17 protein-coding genes and 1 riboswitch are annotated in these 20,874 nt (G+C 42.0%); of the genes, 12 read left to right on the top strand and 5 right to left on the bottom strand.

Translation table 11 applies throughout. The annotated features are described in order from the left end of the window. Window positions 1–47: 47 nt before the first annotated feature. The 9 genes from GUY17_RS02965 to GUY17_RS02925 all read left to right on the top strand — a co-directional run bounded on the left by GUY17_RS02965 (window position 48) and on the right by GUY17_RS02925 (window position 9,436). On the top strand, window positions 48–659 hold the full coding sequence (locus GUY17_RS02965) for a SprT family zinc-dependent metalloprotease (protein WP_162022257.1): 612 nt from the start codon (window positions 48–50) through the stop codon (window positions 657–659). A 157-nt stretch (window positions 660–816) separates the two neighbouring features. Continuing rightward, on the top strand, window positions 817–1,518 hold the full coding sequence (locus GUY17_RS02960) for an endonuclease (RefSeq protein WP_174839669.1): 702 nt from the start codon (window positions 817–819) through the stop codon (window positions 1,516–1,518). Window positions 1,519–1,567: 49 nt separating this feature from the next. Continuing rightward, on the top strand, window positions 1,568–2,308 hold the full coding sequence (rsmE, locus tag GUY17_RS02955) for a 16S rRNA (uracil(1498)-N(3))-methyltransferase (RefSeq protein WP_162022256.1): 741 nt from the start codon (window positions 1,568–1,570) through the stop codon (window positions 2,306–2,308). Between the two features lie 38 nt (window positions 2,309–2,346). Further along, window positions 2,347–3,300 carry a glutathione synthase gene (gene gshB / locus GUY17_RS02950; protein ID WP_101086196.1) on the top strand — a complete coding sequence of 318 codons (954 nt, stop codon included), beginning with the start codon at window positions 2,347–2,349 and terminating at the stop codon, window positions 3,298–3,300. Window positions 3,301–3,401: 101 nt separating this feature from the next. Next, entirely contained in the window at window positions 3,402–4,676 is a 1,275-nt protein-coding gene (locus GUY17_RS02945) for an alkaline phosphatase (protein ID WP_254439906.1), read from the top strand. A gap of 106 nt (window positions 4,677–4,782) precedes the next feature. Next, complete coding sequence (locus GUY17_RS02940) at window positions 4,783–5,829, top strand: class I SAM-dependent methyltransferase (protein WP_162022254.1); 1,047 nt, start codon at window positions 4,783–4,785, stop codon at window positions 5,827–5,829. Between the two features lie 177 nt (window positions 5,830–6,006). After that, a complete protein-coding gene (locus GUY17_RS02935; protein WP_162022253.1) occupies window positions 6,007–7,674 on the top strand; it encodes a DUF342 domain-containing protein in 1,668 nt (555 codons plus the stop codon). Between the two features lie 43 nt (window positions 7,675–7,717). Continuing rightward, entirely contained in the window at window positions 7,718–8,080 is a 363-nt protein-coding gene (locus GUY17_RS02930; RefSeq protein ID WP_162022252.1) for a DUF4144 domain-containing protein, read from the top strand. 219 nt (window positions 8,081–8,299) lie between these two features. Then, window positions 8,300–9,436: a site-2 protease family protein gene (locus GUY17_RS02925; protein ID WP_101086201.1), complete on the top strand. Its 1,137-nt coding sequence runs from the start codon at window positions 8,300–8,302 to the stop codon at window positions 9,434–9,436. A 71-nt stretch (window positions 9,437–9,507) separates the two neighbouring features. Here the strand turns inward: GUY17_RS02925 and GUY17_RS02920 are convergent, their stop codons facing one another. The 3 genes from GUY17_RS02920 to GUY17_RS02910 form a co-directional block, all read right to left on the bottom strand. Next, the gene (locus tag GUY17_RS02920) at window positions 9,508–10,626 is read right to left on the bottom strand and encodes a succinylglutamate desuccinylase/aspartoacylase family protein (protein ID WP_162022251.1); all 1,119 of its coding nucleotides are present in this window, start codon (window positions 10,624–10,626) and stop codon (window positions 9,508–9,510) included. 4 nt (window positions 10,627–10,630) lie between these two features. Then, the gene (lysC, locus tag GUY17_RS02915; protein ID WP_101086203.1) at window positions 10,631–12,010 is read right to left on the bottom strand and encodes a lysine-sensitive aspartokinase 3; all 1,380 of its coding nucleotides are present in this window, start codon (window positions 12,008–12,010) and stop codon (window positions 10,631–10,633) included. Window positions 12,011–12,144: 134 nt separating this feature from the next. Beyond that, window positions 12,145–12,319, bottom strand: a riboswitch (Lysine riboswitch). Between the two features lie 240 nt (window positions 12,320–12,559). Then, entirely contained in the window at window positions 12,560–13,039 is a 480-nt protein-coding gene (locus GUY17_RS02910; protein ID WP_101086204.1) for a DUF3293 domain-containing protein, read from the bottom strand. A 675-nt stretch (window positions 13,040–13,714) separates the two neighbouring features. Between GUY17_RS02910 and arcA the strand changes: the two genes are divergently transcribed. Continuing rightward, window positions 13,715–14,431 (top strand): two-component system response regulator ArcA, encoded by a 717-nt coding sequence (arcA, locus tag GUY17_RS02905; protein ID WP_011636021.1) that lies wholly within the window; start codon window positions 13,715–13,717, stop codon window positions 14,429–14,431. Between the two features lie 89 nt (window positions 14,432–14,520). Here the strand turns inward: arcA and GUY17_RS02900 are convergent, their stop codons facing one another. Beyond that, entirely contained in the window at window positions 14,521–16,818 is a 2,298-nt protein-coding gene (locus tag GUY17_RS02900; protein WP_101086205.1) for a S9 family peptidase, read from the bottom strand. Between the two features lie 172 nt (window positions 16,819–16,990). Here GUY17_RS02900 and GUY17_RS02895 point away from each other — a divergent pair, with 172 nt between their 5' ends. Both GUY17_RS02895 and GUY17_RS02890 read left to right on the top strand, forming a co-directional pair. After that, window positions 16,991–17,983: a class 1 fructose-bisphosphatase gene (locus GUY17_RS02895; protein ID WP_162022250.1), complete on the top strand. Its 993-nt coding sequence runs from the start codon at window positions 16,991–16,993 to the stop codon at window positions 17,981–17,983. 206 nt (window positions 17,984–18,189) lie between these two features. Beyond that, window positions 18,190–19,401 carry a hypothetical protein gene (locus tag GUY17_RS02890; RefSeq protein WP_162022249.1) on the top strand — a complete coding sequence of 404 codons (1,212 nt, stop codon included), beginning with the start codon at window positions 18,190–18,192 and terminating at the stop codon, window positions 19,399–19,401. 169 nt (window positions 19,402–19,570) lie between these two features. On the opposite strand, the gene GUY17_RS02885 is transcribed toward GUY17_RS02890, so the two are convergent. Next, window positions 19,571–20,830 (bottom strand): dicarboxylate/amino acid:cation symporter, encoded by a 1,260-nt coding sequence (locus GUY17_RS02885; RefSeq protein WP_101086208.1) that lies wholly within the window; start codon window positions 20,828–20,830, stop codon window positions 19,571–19,573. Between the last annotated feature and the right edge of the window lie 44 nt (window positions 20,831–20,874).

The following is a 20,874-nucleotide window of genomic DNA, read 5'->3' as shown; positions in this document are numbered from 1 at the left end:
TTGCCTGAACCTTTCATTAATCATTCAGGCAAGTGAAGCTATTCAACATGTTTAAAAGTATTTTTAATCTCACTCAGCGCGCACATCAAGTATTAACGCAAGATATCCACGAAAAGGAGTCTTCGTTATCAGTGGGCTCTCGAACCCACCCATCGCTGAACACTTCCGTTAGTGATCCTTTACAACAGCAGATCTTGGCCAAAGTCGAAACGGACTACCTATTAGCCGAACAACATTTTAAACGTCAATTCCCACGCCCTAGTGTGCATTTTAGCTTACGTGGAAAAAGCGCCGGCACAGCACATTTACAAACCAATAAATTACGCTTTAACCCGGTGTTACTGGCTGAAAATCCGGATATTTTTATTAACGAAGTGGTACCACATGAAATTAGCCATTTAGTCTGTTTCCATCTCTTTGGTAAAGTAAGACCTCATGGTAAAGAATGGCAGAGCGTAATGCTGACGACATTTAATATTACTCCCAAGACCACTCACCAACTCAATACTCAGTCTGTCAGTGGCCAACAATTCGAATATTTTTGTGGCTGTGGCAGTATCAACTTAACCATAAGACGTCACAACAGAATTGTCCGTGGCCAAACTCAATATCGCTGTCGCCGCTGCCAACAAACATTAACCCCTTTTAACCCTAAATAACCTTTGCTCGGAATAATAAACGGTATCAATTGCGTCATCGCATCTGATGGCTTAACATCAGCCAAAATGACAGGCTAAGCCTGCGCTGTAATGATGTTTTTGTTAATTTTAGGGTTTAATTTTGCGCTTATCATCCACACACTCTTGGTTATTTTGGGTGTCGCTTCTGTGCGGCATTTTTTCATCCACACTTATCGCTGCAGAACATCCAAGTAGTTTTGGTAAAGCGAAAAAAGTGGCTAAAAAGATTTACCAACAACACCTCCCCCTCAGTACTTTTTATTGCGGCTGCGACATCGCCATAGCAGGCAAATTATGGCAAGCAGATCATGCTAGCTGTGGCTATCAGGTTAGAAAACAAATTATTAGATCCAACCGTATCGAATGGGAGCACGTGGTTCCCGCTTGGGAATTTGGTCATCAACTGCAATGTTGGCAAGACGGCGGCCGTAAGAATTGTGGTAAAAACAACAAGCAATTCAAAAAAATGGAAGCAGATTTACATAATCTCGTTCCTGCTGTTGGTGAGGTCAATGGCGATCGCAGCAACTTTAGGTTTAGTGATTGGGGTGGAAAAGCGAATCAATACGGACAATGTGAAATGATTGTCGACTTTAAAGGCCGCAAAGCACAACCGCCTGAACGAGCAAGAGGTCCTATCGCTCGCACTTACCTCTATATGCAACAAACCTATGGTCTACAGATTAGCAGTAGCCAACAAAAACTGTTTAATGCATGGGACAAAATGCAGCCAGTGACGGCAACTGAGTGCAAGCGTGATACCTTAATCGCTGCTAACCAAGGTAATCATAATGATTTTGTATTCAAACAATGCCAAAATAACGGCTTAGTTCGTTAATTGACGATCAAGCTTCCCTTGAACAATTGGTTAAATAAGGTCAACACTGATGAGAGTCCCACGCATTTTTCAGCCCCTAGACAATTTACAACAAGGGCAAACTCTTCAATTAGATGAGGATGGTGTCGCCCACATTGGCCGAGTATTGCGCATGGGAATGGGTGATCGCATCAGCTTGTTTAACGGTGACGGCAATGATTACTTAACTGAAATTATTGAAACCAGTAAGAAATCGATTGCTGTCACGGTCTTAAGTTGTGAGGCTAACAACAGTGAATCGCCGTTAGACTTACATTTAGGCCAGGTGATTTCACGCGGAGACCGGATGGAGTTTACGGTTCAGAAGTCAGTAGAGTTGGGTGTAACAACCATTACTCCGTTATTTTCTGATCGTTGTGGTGTCAAACTGAGTGGTGAGCGCTTAGACAAAAAACTGCAACAATGGCAAAAAATTGTTATCAGTGCCTGTGAACAATCTGGCCGCAGTATTGTTCCGGTTGTTCGTCCTGCAATGACATTGGCACAATGGTGTGAAGAATCCACAGAAGCCTTAAGACTGAATTTGCACCCGAGAGCCTCACACGGTATTAATGGTTTGCAGTTATCCGGTCAACACCACAAAGTAAGATTATTAATTGGCCCAGAAGGCGGTTTATCTGACGAAGAAATTGCCATGACCGAAACCCAACATTTTACCGACATTTTATTGGGGCCAAGGGTACTTAGAACTGAAACAGCGTCATTAACTGCCATTACCGCATTACAAGTTAAATTTGGCGATATTGGGTAAACCGATATCTTCCCTGCACATGATTAAAGGATACACACATGATTAAGCTCGGTATTGTTATGGACCCGATTAGCGACATAAACATCAAAAAAGATTCGAGCTTTGCGATGTTATTGGACGCACAAGCACGCGGCTACCAATTGTTTTATATGGAAATGCATGACCTTGCGATGGTCAACGGCAAAGCCATGGCCACGATGCGTGAATTGTCGGTTAAGCAAGATGCTGATCAATGGTTTACCTTAGGCGAGTCAGTTGATACTCCCTTAGCCGAACTTGATGTGATCTTAATGCGTAAAGATCCACCATTTGATACCGAATTCATCTACGCGACTTATATGCTCGAACGTGCGGAAGAAGAAGGCGTATTGATTGTTAACAAGCCACAAAGCTTACGTGATGCCAATGAAAAACTGTTTACGGCATGGTTTTCTGAATTTACCCCAGACACTATTGTCACCCGCGATGCTAAACGCATCAGAGCATTCCACCAGCTAAAACAAGACATCATTTTAAAACCGCTAGATGGTATGGGCGGTACGTCTATTTTTAGAGTGAAAAAAGATGACCCTAACGTTGGCGTGATTATCGAAACATTAACCAGTTATGGTCAACAATACGCGATGGCGCAAGCCTTTATTCCAGAAATCACTCAAGGTGATAAGCGTATTTTAGTGGTGGACGGTGAACCGGTACCTTATGCATTAGCCCGTATCCCGATGAAAGGTGAAACCCGTGGCAACTTAGCTGCTGGCGGTAGTGGTGTAGCCCAACCATTATCGGAAAGTGATTGGAAAATTGCTCGTGCTATTGGTCCAGAATTGAAAAAGCGTGGCCTTATTTTTGTCGGCTTAGACGTTATTGGCGATAAGTTAACTGAAATAAATGTGACTAGTCCAACCTGCATTAAAGAAATTGAAGCAGCGTTCGACGTTAATATTACCGGCATGCTTATGGATGCCATCGAAGCCCGTATTAGTCAGCAAAAATAGGATTAATCATGCATTTTTTATCTACCTACCAACGGATAATCGGTAGATTATTATTGGTATCTAGCTTGATCGTAACGGGTGCAATGGCTGATGAAGTCGTTATGTCACCTGTAGTCGCTAATACAGCAAGCAATAATGTGCCAACCGTCGGTCCATCAAGACCCAAAAATATTATCATTATGATTGGTGATGGTATGGGACCGGCTTACACCACAGCTTATCGTTACTATAAAGATAATCCTGAAACGGAAGAGATTGAACAAACGGTTTTTGATCGCTTACTCGTTGGTATGGCAAGCACTTACCCAGCTTCTATCAGTGGTTATGTCACCGACTCTGCCGCATCTGCCACTGCATTATCAACTGGAGTTAAAAGTTATAATGGTGCCATTGCCGTTGATACCGAAAAACGCCCACTCACAACCTTAATGGAAAAAGCCAAAGCATTAGGCTTATCTACTGGCGTAGCGGTTACCTCCCAAGTAAACCATGCTACACCGGCAGCATTTTTGGCTCATAACGAAAGCCGTAGTAATTACATAGACATTGCAGAAGCTTATTTAGCGTCTGATGCTGATGTGATTCTTGGTGGTGGCCAGCAATATTTCACCCCAACATTACTTGAGCAGTTTAGCGCGAAAGGCTACCAACACATCACTGAATTCTCTGAGCTAGAATCAGTGACTACGCCAAAAGTATTGGGGCTGTTTGCTGATGTACAATTGCCTTGGGTGATTAATGATAAACAAGCGCATAAACTCAGCCATATGACCCAAAAGGCATTAGATTTACTATCACAAAATGAACAAGGTTTTGTGTTATTGGTAGAAGGCAGCTTAATTGACTGGGCAGGTCACAGTAACGATATTGCTACCGCGATGGGTGAAATGGATGAATTTGCATCCGCTATCGAAGTGGTTGAACAATTTGTTCGCCAAAGTAAAGACACCCTTATGGTTGTGACAGCAGATCATAATACCGGTGGATTATCAGTTGGTGCACATGACAAATACGAATGGCACCCTGAAGTACTGCATAAGGTTCAAGCCAGCCCTGATGTCATTGCTACCCGTGCCATTGCCGAAGATAACTGGCAACCTTTAACGGCGACGCTACTTGGTTTTACACCAAATGAAGCGCAATACAGTCAATTACAAAGCGCACGCATGCAAGGTAATGAGCCATTATCAATCGCACTGCGTAAACTCATTGATATTAAATCGAATACCGGTTGGACAAGTGGCGGTCATACCGCGATGGATGTTCAAGTCTTTGCAGAAGGCCCAGGTGCGAGATTATTTAGCGGTCATCAAGACAATATTGATATTGCGATTAAGATGTTTAGCTTACTACCGCAATCGGTGCAAACACCTTAATCACTGACTGACTGACGACTATGTCTAACACAATCCCCGTTATCGAAGTGGGGGTTGTGTTAATATCAGCGTGTTTATCTTATCACTAGCATTATGAGCAACCGACGTGTTAACAAATCCTTCTCAAGCGTTAATTAGAAACAGCAAATACTTTCAGCAACACAATGTGTTAGTGCTCAATTATGAAGCTGATACCTTTGCACATCAATGTCTTGAGTTTGCCGATAATGTCACCGCCCTAGCGCTAGACTTTAATCATCACCTCACATTATCCTCTTGCGCTAATGAAAAATTACAATGCTATTTTGGCCATCAACTGCCTGAGTCATTAGCTGATGCAAAATTTGATAGCGTCATTATTTACTTTCCAAAAGCTAAACCGTTAATGGGTTATTTACTGCAACTGGCTGCACAACATTTAAATATCGATGGCCAATTGATGATTGTGGGTGAAAATAAAGGTGGAGTTAAATCAATTGATAAACTCACACCTGATTATTACTCAACCCCAATCAAGCAAGATAATGCCCGCCATTGTCTAGTGTATGTCAGTTATTTAACCCAAGCAGCACCAACGCTATCCATAAGCGATTGGGTAAGCCAATATTCACTAGAAACCCCACAGGGAACACTGCAAATTTGTAATACTGTCGGTGTTTTCAGCGAGAAACGTCTCGATCAGGGTACCGAATTACTGCTGTCACATTTACCGGATAACTTACGCGGCAGAGTACTCGATTTTGGTTGTGGTGCAGGGGTCATTACAGCTGCATTGCTAAAAGCCAATCCAGAGTTAACCATTGAGTGCATTGATATCAATGCAATGGCGTTACTCTCATGTGAATTAACCCTAGCAGCCAATAGTATGCAGGCAAAGGTCTATCCTTCAGATGGGTTTAATCAAATCTCAGGCAAGTTCGATGGTATTATCTCCAACCCGCCGTTTCATGATGGGTTAACCAGCACGACTGATATTGCCACACAATTTGTCCAACAAAGTGCTATTAGGCTGACATCACAAGGTGTATGGCAGATTGTCGCTAATCGCCATTTACCTTATTCAGAGACGATAGCGACGCATTTTGGCAAAGTGAATGTGGTAGCGGAAAACAATAAGTATAAATTGTATTTCCATCAACACTCATACCAATAATACTCCGCACCTCAAACCGCTTCACTTATAAGCGACAAAGCAAGCTTACTGCTGGAAATGCAGATTAATATCAGCTAAATTGGCTTAAAGGCAAAATAACGCACATTTTGTAATTCATTTCGTTGGTATTCTATTTGCCTGTTATGACCTGATATAAAAATAAAAACAAAGGATGTTATGTTAGAGCCCTCAATCGTCGCACTAAGTGCTGATAAAAATAAAGTGGAATTACGTATAATTCCCAATACTCACGGCCCAGTGTCAGCAGAGGATATTAACGCCTTACTCACACAGGCGGCTTTTGCTATGCTGTTTCCTATTGCCCCTGCAATTGCTAAAGCGGTAGCGGAAGTTAATGCTCTATGCGGTCAAAACTCCGGAACTCACGAACTCTTTTTTGCCATTGCCGAACGTAAAGACGGTATCGTTAATATCAGTGTCAGTGACGATAAAATGCAAGCCAGTATGAAAATCACTTCAGCTTGGGGCGGCAAAGATATTACCCTGCCAGATGTACTTAATACCCTTAAAACTCAAAAAATTAAAATGGGATTGAGTAAACCTAAAATCATGGCATTAATGCAGCGTTTGTCGATATTGCCACCAGGAGAAACCTGTGAAGGCGTCATAGCTTGCGGTAAAGCAGCCGTTAACGGCGACAATGCGATATTAACCCGAAAAGTCGCCTTAGCTCGTGAGCGCTTATTACAACCACAAGAACGCGAAGACGGCTCGGTCGACATGCGTAATTTAGGCGCACTAATTACCGTTAAGCCCAATGATTTACTGATGGTTAAAAACCCTTCAACCATCGGCACCCCTGGTTTTAATGTTCACGGCGATATACTGCAACAAATTCCTGGTAAAGATAAACCAATGGAACCTGGCACAGGCACCAGCTTACACCCTAAAGATCAACATAAACTCATCGCCACAGTGTCTGGTCAGCCAGTTGAAAATCGCAGCGGTATGCAAGTTGACGATATGCTGCAAATTAAAGATGTAGACGTTCGCTATGGCCACGTTAATTTTAAAGGCAGTGTTTTAATCACTGGCGATGTGCACGAAGGTATGGAAGTAAAAGCTAGCGGTGACGTAACGGTAATGGGCTTTGTTGAGTCCGCGTCTATTGAAGCTCAAGGTGATGTCATTGTCAGTAAAGGTGTTATTGGCCGTTTAATTAAAGAGCACGATCTCAGCACTAAAATAAAAGCTACCGGACAAATTTGTGCCCAGTTTGTGCAGTATTCCCATTTAGAGGCCCTAGGCAATATTCTAGTCACCAAGCAGTTACTTCACAGTCACTCAACCTCAGGTGACACTATTACCGTCAGTGATGCCCAAGCAAGACGAGGTGACTTAATCGGCGGCATTGCTACTGCAGCAAAAGGCATTAGAGCCATTGCATTTGGTGCTACCGCCGGCACTAAAACGGAATTGTTTTGTGCCATGCATCATGGTGAATTAAAGCAAGAACTTAAAGAGTTAGATGACAGTATTAAAGGCATGGTTGTTGCGGGCTTAGAAATAGAAGCAAGATTACGTAAATTACCGCCCAAAACGGAATGGCAAAGCGATGCCGGCATGATTGAGCAAGTCAAAATGATGCTCGAGCAAAAAAATCAAATGGCAGCAGAACGTATGAAAGAAGAACTAGAATACACTCAACATCTTAACGAAGTTGAAGGCTACTATAATAATTACGTCATCAAAGCTGAAAAACACATTTTCACCAACGTCGAAATTCATATAGGTGCGGCATTCAATCGCAGCCAACGTGAACATGGGCCGTGTATTGTAAAAAACGTCAATCAAGAAGTATCATTCGATTACAGTAATCGATAACAATCAGTTGGTAAGACAATAAAAAGTGGACAAACAGATAACTATGCAACAGATACATTGGCCGGCCATACTGCAGTTTGATCAAGATGATGAGCTAATGTATCTGGTTAACTATCAAGATTGGTTGGGCTTTATTTGCGCCAACCAATTTACCGTCCACGCTGAAGATAAACTCATCGACAATGCCGGCCATGTGTATAGCATCCAGAAACATCCGCCACAGGATCCCAGCGTGGCTGAACTGCCTGTACTGGTTAAGCTAAGCCAGGATATGAGCGTGTTACAGTTACTGCCACTGGTACGCCAGTATGGTCAGTTTCAAGGACATTGCTGCAGTGCAAAAATTGTCTTTACCACCATAGAGCAAGGTATTGCGACCGTGGCTGAATTAGAACATCTGTATTAACAACGTATTCAGACTGAAGATTAACAGCACATAACACCTCCTTTTTAGCATTACTAACCTTCAATTTACCAACAACAGACTCATGTTACTTACCTTAATCACTCAATCATAAATCTAAGCTAATGATTAACGAATATAATGGTAAAACCCATTGAGCAACACACACAGCTCTGGCAAAATGCCTCTATGCTCACTGTCCATAAACCCTGAGAATCCTTAATGGAATTACTAAATATTGAATGTCTAGGTAAACGTCTGCGACTAGAAGGCTCGATTGCGGGCTGGCAGCAACTTTATTGGGACAATCAACTGGTATCACAAAAGTCTGCAAGCGCTAGCGACCAAGCCTTTCATATTCATTCATTTGAACTGACCACTCAAACGTCGGTACCGACTGAAACAAATATCAACCACGACGAACCCGTTAAACCCAATATTGGTTCACTACCGGTACGATTAGAAATCGATGTTAACTGGCAACCGTTTCAACTGGATTATTGTTTATTAATAGATGATGAATCCATAACCCAAGGTCAACGAACCGTTGAAGATATTGAGCGTCAAACACCTGAAATTGCAGCAGTAAAAAACCAAAAGCTCAGTGTTGTTGGACTGGCATCATTAGGTTTTAAGCTACTAAAAAGTGCCAAGGTGGTTAAAGTCCTTTTTGCGGGAGCCAGTGTTGCGGCCTATTCATGGTTATTTTCATTTGAATTTGCCTTAGCCCTCATCGGCTGCTTAGTGTTTCATGAATATGGCCATATTCGAGCGATGAAACATTTCGGCATGAAAACCAAAGGGATCTATTTAATCCCTTTTGTGGGCGGCTTAGCGCTAAGTGATGAACGTATCAACACCCGCTGGCAAGATGTGTATATTTCGATTATGGGCCCGACTTTTGGACTCATTTTATCGATTATCTCACTTGGACTTTATTGGCTAACAGGCAACATATTCTTTGCCGGATTAGCAACATTCAATGCGCTGCTAAATTTGTTTAATTTACTGCCCATTTTACCTCTCGATGGCGGTCATATTTTAAAAAGCATCAGCTTTTCAATGAATAGTGTTGTCGGTCTAGTGGCTTGTATTGCTGGTGCCGCTATCGGTGTGTTCATTAGCTATAGCTTAGGGCTCGCCTTGCTGGGCTTTTTGTTACTGATCGGCAGTGTAGAAATTGTATTTGAATGGCGCGGTCGCCATCAAAGTCATTTATTGCCGTTAGATCGTTACGGGCAAATTTTCTCTACCGTATGGTATTTACTCACGGTAGCAAGTTTAGTGGGCATTATTTGGTATTTTGCTGCTTCTGGTAACGAAATGTTAGCGATTCCGCTACAGATTTTAGGCAGTTAATTGCAATTTACGCATCGACAAAAACGCCTGCAATTGCAGGCGTTTTTGTTTTACTTAGCCAAAGCAGTTAATCAACTAGGCTGTAATGGAAACACATTAGTCATCACCTTATACAACTCTGTGCCTTGGAGTACCGACGCAGAAGCAAAATGCAAAATAGGCACACAATCCATGGGTAAACTAATGGCTTGGTAAGCCTGTTCAGTACCATACAAATCTATGCGTAAAATGTTCGCTAAAGATTTGCCTGCGGTTAATGGTTCACCGACACTGGCACAATATTCAATTAAGCCAGCTTTAGGTGCATGAAACTTCTTATAATCCTTCAAGTAACACCCAAACCTTTCCATACTGGCTGGATAAACTTTTTCAGCAATCACGCCACGGTGACTTAAATAAGCCAGTATGCCTTTGGCATCCTCTAACGCGTCAGCTAAATCAATCCGTTCTTGGCTTGCAAGCTCTAAGGTAAATGCTGACACAGGTACCGAAAATTCACGGCCTTGACTGGCTGCATACTCGGTTAACTGCCACCAAGGACAAAAGGTAGCTTCATCCATCGCGCCACCGAAACTATTGGGGATAAACAAGGTATACGGGATCGAGAAAAATCTCGCCGCATCAATATCATACTCAGGGCAGTACAAGTGTTTGCACGACTTAGGGCCGGTATGCAAATCAAGCACTATGTCTGCTTGATGTGCCATAGCCTGTAAATTTACTGCTAACCGATGACCTGTTGAAATCCCAAAAGAATGAGTTAGGCGCGCCAGGCAAGTTTCTACCAACATTGAACGATAGGCGCAAAACAGCTCACTATTGGTTAAACGTTGGTGCTCGGCATACCAAGTTTGAATATCGACTTGATGATCAAAGTACTCGCGGTTCCAATTAACCCCTGTAATGGGATCAAAACGCCCTAGAGTAAACTCACCACTCTTTTGATTAATCCCTAAAGGATTGGCTAAGGGGGCAAGCGTAATATCACCTAAAACCTGGTAACCTTCCAATAAGGTCATCAGTTGATAAATCACCGCATTACCTTGCACTTCAGCACCATGAACATTGGCCTGAATATACACGCTAGGCGCAACACTCTCGCGACCAATGAATGAATATACTGGAACGGTCAATGCGTGTCCTGTCGCCAGTTCTCCAACTTGAACTGACGATTGTATTGCTTTAGTCATATGATTACTCAAACAGGTTTTGGTGCAAGGCATTAACCACTTGCGCCGCTTCCGACTCTGCAACCAACACACATAAATTATGTGGGCTTGCGCCTTGGCAAATCATCCGAACATTATGGTTTTCAAGCACTTTAAACACCCTACTACAAATGCCAGCCGTTGATGCAATGCGATTACCGATGATGGCGATTAACGCTAAATCTTCCTCGACTCTTACACGACAATGTTGCGATAACTCTTGTAATAACGACTCACTGAGTAAGCCCTGGCCACTTGAATCTGAACCGGTTTTATCTAGGGTTAACGATACGTTAACCTCTGAGGTAGTGATTAAATCGACGGATATTTTGTGTCGCGCTAAGGTCGCGAACGTTTCAGCCAAAAATCCCTGAGCATGTAACATTTGCAAGCTATGCAAGTTAAGTAAAGTTTGATCGCGGCGCAACGCCACCGCTCTAAACACTGGGGTATCTTCAACTTGATGACGGATCCAAGTTCCGCCCATTTCAGGCGCTTTACTTGAACCTACAAACACCTGAATTTTTTGTCTTACTGCCGGTAAGATGGTGGCGGGATGCAATACTTTAGCGCCAAAGGTCGCCATCTCAGCCGCTTCATTAAAGCTAATTTCAGCAATCGGGCGGGCATTGGGGGCAAGGCGTGGGTCAGTGGTATAAATACCGGCCACATCGGTCCAAATCTCAACCGCTGTAGCACGAAGCGCTTCGGCAAGTAATGCCGCCGAATAGTCACTACCACCACGGCCTAATGTTGTTGTTCGTCCCTCTTCATCCGCACCAATAAAGCCTTGGGTAACGATAACGTAACGCGCAAGTAATGGCTGTAAAAAGTCACCTGCTAACATTGAAATAGCTTCAATTTGTGGCTCTGCGCGACCAAAGTGACTGTCGGTACGTAATACTTGGCGCACATCAAAATGATTTGAAGCAGTGCCCTTTTCCCGAATAACCGCAGAAAATAAAATCGATGAACATTGCTCTCCCGTCGACAGTAACTCGTCCATAACCGCTTTGCTGCGATTCAGCTCTAACGATTCACTGAGTACTGACATCCGGCTGAGTATTTTATCAATACTGGCTGCCACGTCTTGCGGACGACCGAGTTCATCTAATATCGCATATTGAATTTGAGCAATTTGCTTAAGCAATATCAAGCGACGCTCGTCATTAACATTAGCTTGGGTTAACTCAACTAATAAATTGGTCACTCCGCTGGAGGCGCTTACTACCACAAGACGAGTAGCTTGATTAGCCAACACAATATCTGCACAACGGCTCATAGAGGCGTAATCAGCAACTGACGTGCCGCCAAATTTGGCAACGACTAATTCTGGGGTATCTATTTCAGACTGAACAAAGCTCATACTGATGCCTCCGCTGTTTGCGAAAGACTCAAAAATAAGATGTGATTTACTAACATGATATACGCTCCGAACACACTACGTTCGAAGAGCCTGGTGCTAAGATAACGCACCCTTATAGAAGGGAAACAGCAATCATCACCAGAAGCTCTCCACCAAAAAAATAGGTGACAATCGTTAGGATTCAGCCTAATCGACCGATATCAATGTTTGCCAAACAAACTGATACCTCGGCGCTAATCTCCATCATAAGTGGTCATCGGATTGGCATCCTCTCACTTACTACCTAGTTAACGCTCCTCTTCTGTTCCTCCCGAAGGAGGGAGTTGAAAATAGCAAAAAATACCCTATCAAGTCAATCAGCAAACACAGTAAAAATACACTGTTTTGATAAAAAATATCGCTGTAGTGAAATATTATGCGGCTGCGACTTCAGAGCAATGATTGTTCTCTATTACGAAAAAATGCCCATAAATATCCAAAAAACATACTTAACCGCAAATTACCGAGACAATCTAGTAAGCATTGTCTCAAAATAATGTATTAATTATTTTATCGCAGCTGTGCAGTTTTAATTACGTCATTATTTACCCAGTTATACGAACCTATCTCTGGCAACTCACTCACCATCCTTAATCGGTGATTAAAAATTCCCATATCAACTTCAGGTTTGATGCTATCAAGGCATGCAATCAAAGATAGCAAACCTTGATTAACGTAGTAAATTGCATGTTGATTAAATTCTCGACCAAGCTCAACAGCTTGTTCTTTATCAATAAAAATAGCCCAGCTCTTTTCCATATGCGACAAATCAGGTGCTGCACCGATTAACGCACGATAGGGACGATTATATTGTTGAATTTTAAATTGAAGCTGACGATCGAGTAAGCGATTTTGACTAGGAGAGAGTCTTGAACCACGGGGGTTATGGGCAGTAACAATAGCAAATGGGAAATCATGAGAAAGGCGTTGAGTAAACAAAAAATGAGTACTTTGATACTCATTCCACAATGTATCTATAACATTTTCCATAATAAATTTTCGTCAATTAAGCCAGAATTAGTCTAGCAGATAGGTTTGATTTCTAAAAGGTTTACGATCTAAATCAGCAGTACTATATTAGAAAATCATTAATTATTATCATCTTAGCAAGGTTAATCTTTCATATACTCGAGTGTTATATTAATTTTTTAACATTTAATTTGTTAACAAATGCCTAAAACGAGTACAATAACCATTACGCACTATTAAATCACTGTAGCAAAGTTAGCTACATACACCTCAAAAACTCAGCAAATGTTGTTGTGAGTGTGACGATTTTTTGATGTAAAGTTTACAGTCGTACTAAATTTGTTCTACATTTGATAAAACATTAATACGATTAAATAAGTTTGCAATAGAAGGAACTATCTTTCTAAATGGCATTCATAGTAAGTAAGCTTAAGTGCAACAAATTTTACACCATCATGAATAAGTGCAAACGCGTGCCTTGGCGTAGTGGTAATTAATCGACGTAAGCAGACTCAGTAACCAGTATTAAGTGTTACATAATAGAGTTTATAGAGAGTGTTTAATTCAGGGTAGACATAGATAAACACCAAAAAATATCGGAATCTTAGCGCATTAGCTAAAGCGCTATTGCAATCTATTAGCACACAGTTCGCAAACAGTGGCTAGAATCGAATTTTATAAAATCAGGTAAATATCATGCAAAATCCGCACATTTTAATTGTTGAAGATGAAGCTGTAACTCGTAATACATTACGCAGTATTTTTGAAGCTGAAGGTTATGTTGTCACTGAAGCTAACGACGGCGCAGAAATGCATAAAGCCATGCAAGACAATAAGATTAATCTTGTTGTTATGGATATTAATTTACCAGGCAAAAACGGCTTATTATTAGCTCGTGAGCTACGTGAAATTAATAACATCGGTCTTATTTTCTTGACTGGCCGTGATAACGAAGTTGATAAGATTCTAGGTCTTGAAATTGGTGCAGATGATTACATCACTAAACCATTCAACCCTCGCGAATTAACGATCCGTGCTCGTAACCTATTAACTCGCGTTAATAATGCTGCCGCAGAAACTGAAGAAAAAGGTTCTGTTGAGTATTACCGTTTTAACGGTTGGAGCTTAGAAATCAATAGCCGTTCTTTGGTGAACCCACAAGGTGAAGCTTATAAGCTACCACGTAGCGAGTTCCGTGCGATGCTTCACTTTGTTGAAAACCCAGGTAAGATTTTAACACGTGCTGACTTGTTGTTAAAAATGACTGGCCGTGAATTAAAGCCTCATGACCGCACCGTTGATGTGACAATACGTCGCATCCGTAAGCACTTTGAAAGCTTGCCTGATACGCCAGAAATCATCGCGACAATTCACGGTGAAGGCTATCGTTTTTGTGGTGACCTAGAAGCGTAATCTTTTAAGGTTAACCGCAATAAAAAACCAGGTGAATCACCTGGTTTTTTTATATCTGCTTTTTCGTTAATCCTTTAACACAATAGTGATTACTTCAGCTGTTGATCTAAAAATGCCGCTAATGATTTATATAAATGATTACGCACTTTCTCGCCACGCATTGAATGCTTAGACCCTGGGTAATCCATCATTTGGAATAACTTACCCTCATCTTGCAACGCTTTATATACTCTAGTGCTGTTTTCAAACAGAACGTTATCATCAGCCATACCGTGATACATCAATAAGCCCGATTGATAATTTTTGACATAAGGTAAAATGCTGCTGGCGTCGTAACCTTTTTTATTGGTTTGCGGGTTCCCCATATAACGCTCAGTATAATGAGTGTCGTACAAACGCCAATCCGTTACTGGCGCACCCGATATTGCCGCTTTAAAATAACCCGGCGCCTTAAACTGACTCATCAACGCCATATAACCACCATAACTGTGACCATAAATAGCAACATTGTCACCATCAATAAACGGCAAGCTACGTAAGTAATCAACGCCAACTTTTTGATCGTTTACTTCGGCATCACCCATGTTTTGATAAATGACATGTTCAAATTGCGTGCCTCGATGCGCTGAGCCACGATTATCTAATTGAAATACCGCATAGCCTTGCTGCAGTAAATATTGAGTAAAATAATCTGCCTCGCTCCAGCTGTTGACTACTAACTGAGCATGCGGTCCACCATATACGCGCACCACAACCGGATACTGTTTAGCGGCATCAAAAGGCACCGGTTTAAACAGTCTGTATTGTAATGCTTGACCATCTTCAGCTGTTAATTGACCAAAATCAGGCATTTGCCATAAACCAGCATAATCATAAAGCGGATGATTTTTATCAATGTTATTTTGCTCAACCCAAGCTAACTGCTTGCCAGAATCATTGTGTAAACTTATCTGCGGCGGCTGCTGTAAACTACTAAAGTAATCTAAATAAACGGGCTTTTTATCCGCAAATACAGCCTCATGCATACCCGATGCTTGGCTAATTCGCTCAATGGAGTCCATGCCTTTATTAAGATTAACCCGATACAAATGACGTTCAACAACACTGTCTTTACGACCGCTAAAATATACCCAACCCGTTGCTTCATCGACATACTCAAGCGCATCAACCGCCCAATCACCTTGGGTTAATTGCTTAAGTTGTTTGCCCTGTAAGTCAAATAAATACAGATGATTAAATCCATCACGCTCAGAGCCCCAAATAAAGGCCGCTTGTTGCTTTAGGAAGTGTAAATCATTGTTTAAATTTACCCATGCTTTGCTGCGCTCTTCAATCACCGTTGTAACTTGTGTCGGCTGAGAGATTGCAGCAATGCGTAAATCCAACGTTTGTTGATCGCGGCTTTGCCATTGGAACGACACATGCTGGCTGTCGGGTAGCCAATCTACGCGAGGTAAATACATGTCTTTTTGTTTGCCCAAATCAATCCAGCTAATAGTGCGATCTTTTAAGGTCACGACACCCAGTGCGATCTCTACATTGGCTTTGCCTGCATAAGGGTAACGCTGCTCGGTTAATTTAATCCCCTCGGCGTAAATTTCATTACGAGTCACTAACTCCACACCCGTTTCATCAATACGAGTAAAGGCGATAGCAGACTCATCGGGCGCCCACCAATAACCTGTCATACGGTCCATTTCTTCTTGGGCGACAAACTCTGCCATAGCATTTTTAATCGGCCCTTTACCGTCTGTGGTGAGTGCTGTTACTTTTTGGTTATCCAATGACAATACAAATAAGTTTTGATCGCGTACAAACGATACAAAGTGACCTTTCGGAGACAAACGCGCATCGGTTGCAAAACCGTCACCGGTTGCAAGCTCAGCCACTTTATTACTGGCAACGTCATATAAATACAACTTACCCGCTGCAGGGATTAAAATATGTTGGCTGTCTTCAGACCAGAAATACTCCATGATCCCTTGGCCGTAAATACGTTGACGCTCTCGTCGAGCTTTTTCTTCATCAGACAGTTCTCCTGCCTCTAATTGATCAGCATTAATCAGTACACTGCGCTTACCAGTCGCGATATCCATTTGCCATAAATCATACAAATGTTGATTATCAGCACGGCTTGATAAATAAGTTACACGTTTTCCGTTAGGCGATAAGGCCAACCCGCGGGGGCTAGAACCCGCTAAGGCTGGTGACGCATGAATACGTTCGATGGTCAGTGGTGTAGTGCTACCGTTGATCGCAGTCAGTGTTGCGGTGGTTGATGAGTTCATGATGCTGCCTTTAGCGGTTGCTGAAAAAACCGGGCTAGTAAAAAGGAGTGGCACGGCAGACACTGCCGCTAAAGCATGATGCTTCCATGTTATTGTCATTATTAATCCTTGGGGCAATTCAATCCGCCCACATTTTGCCTCAATTTACAGTAAAACCAAAACCCCAGATAACAATCGCTGAAATTAGCGCCATTGTGGGGTATGATTTGCACATAACTGATAAGAATTAACAACATCGACCTTAACCTCGCAAAATCTCATAGGAAAAATCATGCAGACTTTGGCACAAACCCTTAGCGCACAAGCCGTAAACGCGTCTTTAACACAACTACTATTAACCTTAGCTGACACCTCAAAAGCCATTAGTGGTGCGGTTCGTCACGGTGCATTAGCGGGTGTTTTGGGTGCAACAGAGCAAGAAAACATTCAAGGCGAAACCCAGAAAAAACTGGATGTGATCACCAATGACATGCTTAAAGATGCCCTTAAAACCGATGGCAATGTACGTGGTTTAGCGTCTGAAGAAGAAGATTATGTGGTTGAGGTGAACGCTAAAGGTGAATACTTAGTGTGTTTTGATCCACTCGATGGCTCATCAAATATCGATATCAACTCATTAGTGGGCACTATTTTTTCGGTATTACCAGCACCTACCGGAGAGTTAAACGAACAAAGCTTTTTACAAGCTGGCCGCAAACAAGTTGCTGCGGGTTATGTGTTGTATGGCCCATCAACCATGATGGCGCTAACCACTGGTCAAGGCACTCAGTTTTATACTCTTGCTCCAGACAGCCAAGAGTTTCTTCTGACCGACAATAACGTGCAAATAACCCCGGACACCGCCGAGTTTGCCATTAATATGTCAAACCAGCGTTTTTGGGAAGCACCAATGCAAACCTATATTGCCGATTTATTACTCGGAGAAATAGGACCACGAGCGCAATCATTTAACATGCGTTGGATTGCTGCAATGGTAGGTGATGTGCATCGGGTATTGTGTCGTGGTGGGATTTTCTCTTACCCGACAGACAATAAAAACCCAGCCAAACCGTTTAAGTTACGCTTAATGTATGAAGCCAACCCAATGGCATTGTTAGTGGAACAAGCTGGCGGTAAAGCATCAACAGGTTATGAAACTATTTTGGACATTCAGCCAACCGAAATCCATCAGCGCGTTGCGGTAATTTTAGGTAGCGCAAACGAAGTTGATACTTGCTTGAGCTATCACGGTATTGATTACAGCGAAGAGCCATCAATTGATTAATTGATTATGCTGTAAAAAAACCGCCTTTTGGCGGTTTTTTCATTTATGCGCTGCAGTTGAGCTCATTGATGATCTCACTGACGCGAATAAACACAGTTAACCAAAATACAAATTTGAATCATTAGGCACCAGTAAAGAATCATTTCTTTACAATAACTTAAATACCCACTAAGTTATTTTCAGGATATTAATTAAGGACTATAACGATGCCGCCCGCCAAACCATCGAATAAAAAAATATATATTGCGGCTATTTTACTCTTACTGCTTATTAGCATGAGTACTTATGCTTATCTGATGTCCACTAAAGCCCCTGCAATAGAAATTGGCACTATTTTAGTACTTCCGGTGCAACTCGCGACAGACAACACAGACTCGCAATGGAATCGCTATGCCGCAATGGATGTGCTTATCCATCAGCTAAATGTCGGTGTTAGTTACCCATTACTGCAAACCGAAGATATTATAAATATCATCTCGCTTATCGCTAATGACCACTTGAGCCAAGCTGCCGATATTAAGCAATTAATGGCCATCTCCGGTGCGGGATTAGTGATTGAATCCAACATTACCGGCGCCAATAATCAATATCAATTAGCGTTTACATTACATCAGCAGCATCATACAGAAGCAGGAGTCGTTAACGCTTCAAGCATCGAGCAAGTATTATCCGCTGCAGCAAAGATGATTACTCAGCGGCTCAATCCACAACACAATTTACAAAATAATTTACAACAGAATCAACAGTATAACAAGACAGAAACTCAATACCATTCACGTCTTAGTTCCCCCCTGTTGTTCAATGCAATGACACAACTACAACTTGGCGACATTAGAGCTGCTGAGCAGCACTTATCCAAGCTCATAAAATCCACACCCGATAACTTAGTTGCCATGCGTCTGCTAGCCAGCATCCAATTGCAGCAACATCAATATCAACAGCTTAATACCACATTGATAGCAGCAATCGATCTAGCTACACATCAGCAAGATGAGCGAGAGCTAGCCAGACTAAGATTGTTATTAGCGCAAAGCTATACCGAAACCGACAGGATAGAACAAGCATTAGGTGTACTTACCATTGCCAAAACCAATGCTGCTAAAGTGAAAGACTGGCTAACATTGGGTTATATTTCACAGCTTGCCGGCATGATAAACCAGCGCATAAGTCGCAATGATGAAGCCAGAGAGCAGTTTAAAAAAGCCATTGAATATCATCAAATGATGAACTATCCCATCGGGCAAACACAGGCGCTGAATGAATTGGCTGAACTTGAGGTGATTGAGTTTAACTACCCACAAGCTTATCGCTATATTAATCGCTCTTATGAACAGGTCGCTCATCGCGGTTTAGATGATTTAGAAAAAACGACATTCAAGCTGATGACTAAGATAGAAAATAAAATGCAGCATAGATAGCATCTACTATATTCGACACAACAGATTCGTCAATTTAAAGCCTTAAGCATATGACCTTAAACATAAGGCCTTAGACATAAGATCTTAGACAGAAGGCCTTAAAAAAAACACCTTAGACATAAAAATGGCCTGCTATGCAGGCCATTTTATTCATACTGCTAAACGGATCTTACACTTCCTCAGCGGTAGTTTTTGCAGCCTCAAGCTGATGCGCTTGTTCAGTTTGATCAACAATGGTTAATACCGCAGTATCACCGACCACATTACATGAGGTTAACACCATATCAATAATACGGTCTAATGCAGCAACAATCACAAATGCTTCTGCTGGTAAGCCTAATTGGTAAATCAATACCCCAATCATCACCATTCCACCACCAGGAACACCACCAGCACCCACCGAAAGTAAAAATACGCTAAACAATAACGATGGAATTTGATCATTACTGATTGGCATACCAAAGGCGTTCGCAACGAAGAAAATCGCAATAGTAATATAAATCGACACCCCGCCCATGTTCATGGTTGCACCCAGTGGCACACCAAAACCAGCCACCGCTTTGCTCACACCTAGCTTGTCAGTAAGGGTACGCATGGTTACCGGAATAGTGGCGTTTGAGCTAGCGGTAGACAATGAAAAGAGAATTTGTTCTTGAGTTTTTTCTCTGAAAGTCTTCGCTGAAATAGGAGTGAACAGGCTGACCGAATATGGATATACGATAAAAATCCAAATCAATAACAGAGCCAAAATAAGCACTAAATATTCAACAACACTGACAAAAATTTCAGGTTCTAAGGTTGCGCCTAATTTAAACATTAAGGCGAATACACCGTATGGCGCTAAACTCATTACTACTGAAATTAAGCGCATCATTATTTTATTGGCGGTTTGAAATCCTTTAACTGCTCCCTCAACCGATTGCCCCATTGATTTAATGACACCACCCATTAATAGCGCCATAAAAATCACTTGCAACATATTGCCAGAGGTAAAAGCTGAAAACGGATTGTTTGGTACGATACTCACAATTAACGACATTAAATCAGGCAGTTCTGTCGCGGTAATATCCAGTGAACCGTTGCTCGACATATCCACGCCTTTACCGGGCTCAAATATCATTGCGACGGTAAAAGCAGCTAAAATCGCGACCATGGTATTAATGATATAAAACCCAAAGGTTTTACCCCCTAAACGACCAAAGCTTTTTAAATCTTGTAACTCACACACACCACACACAATACTCACAAACACCAGTGGAACTACTAGCATCATAATCATATTGACGAACATGGTGCCAATACCACTTGCTAGGCTAACTAACGTGCCACCAAAAAAAGCATTATCGGCCAGTAAAAACTGTACCATGCTACCAAGCAGAACCCCAAAAAATAGACCGATAAAGATCCGTGCTGAAAGTGATTTTGTCATCTATAAATTTCCCTTCGAAATGGCAACTTCTGTTGCTAATTATT

The organism is Shewanella sp. Arc9-LZ (genome assembly GCF_010092445.1).
Taxonomy (GTDB): Bacteria; Pseudomonadota; Gammaproteobacteria; order Enterobacterales; family Shewanellaceae; genus Shewanella.
The sequence above is the reverse complement of the archived record's forward strand: the minus strand, read 5'-3'. Positions and strand labels throughout refer to the sequence as shown.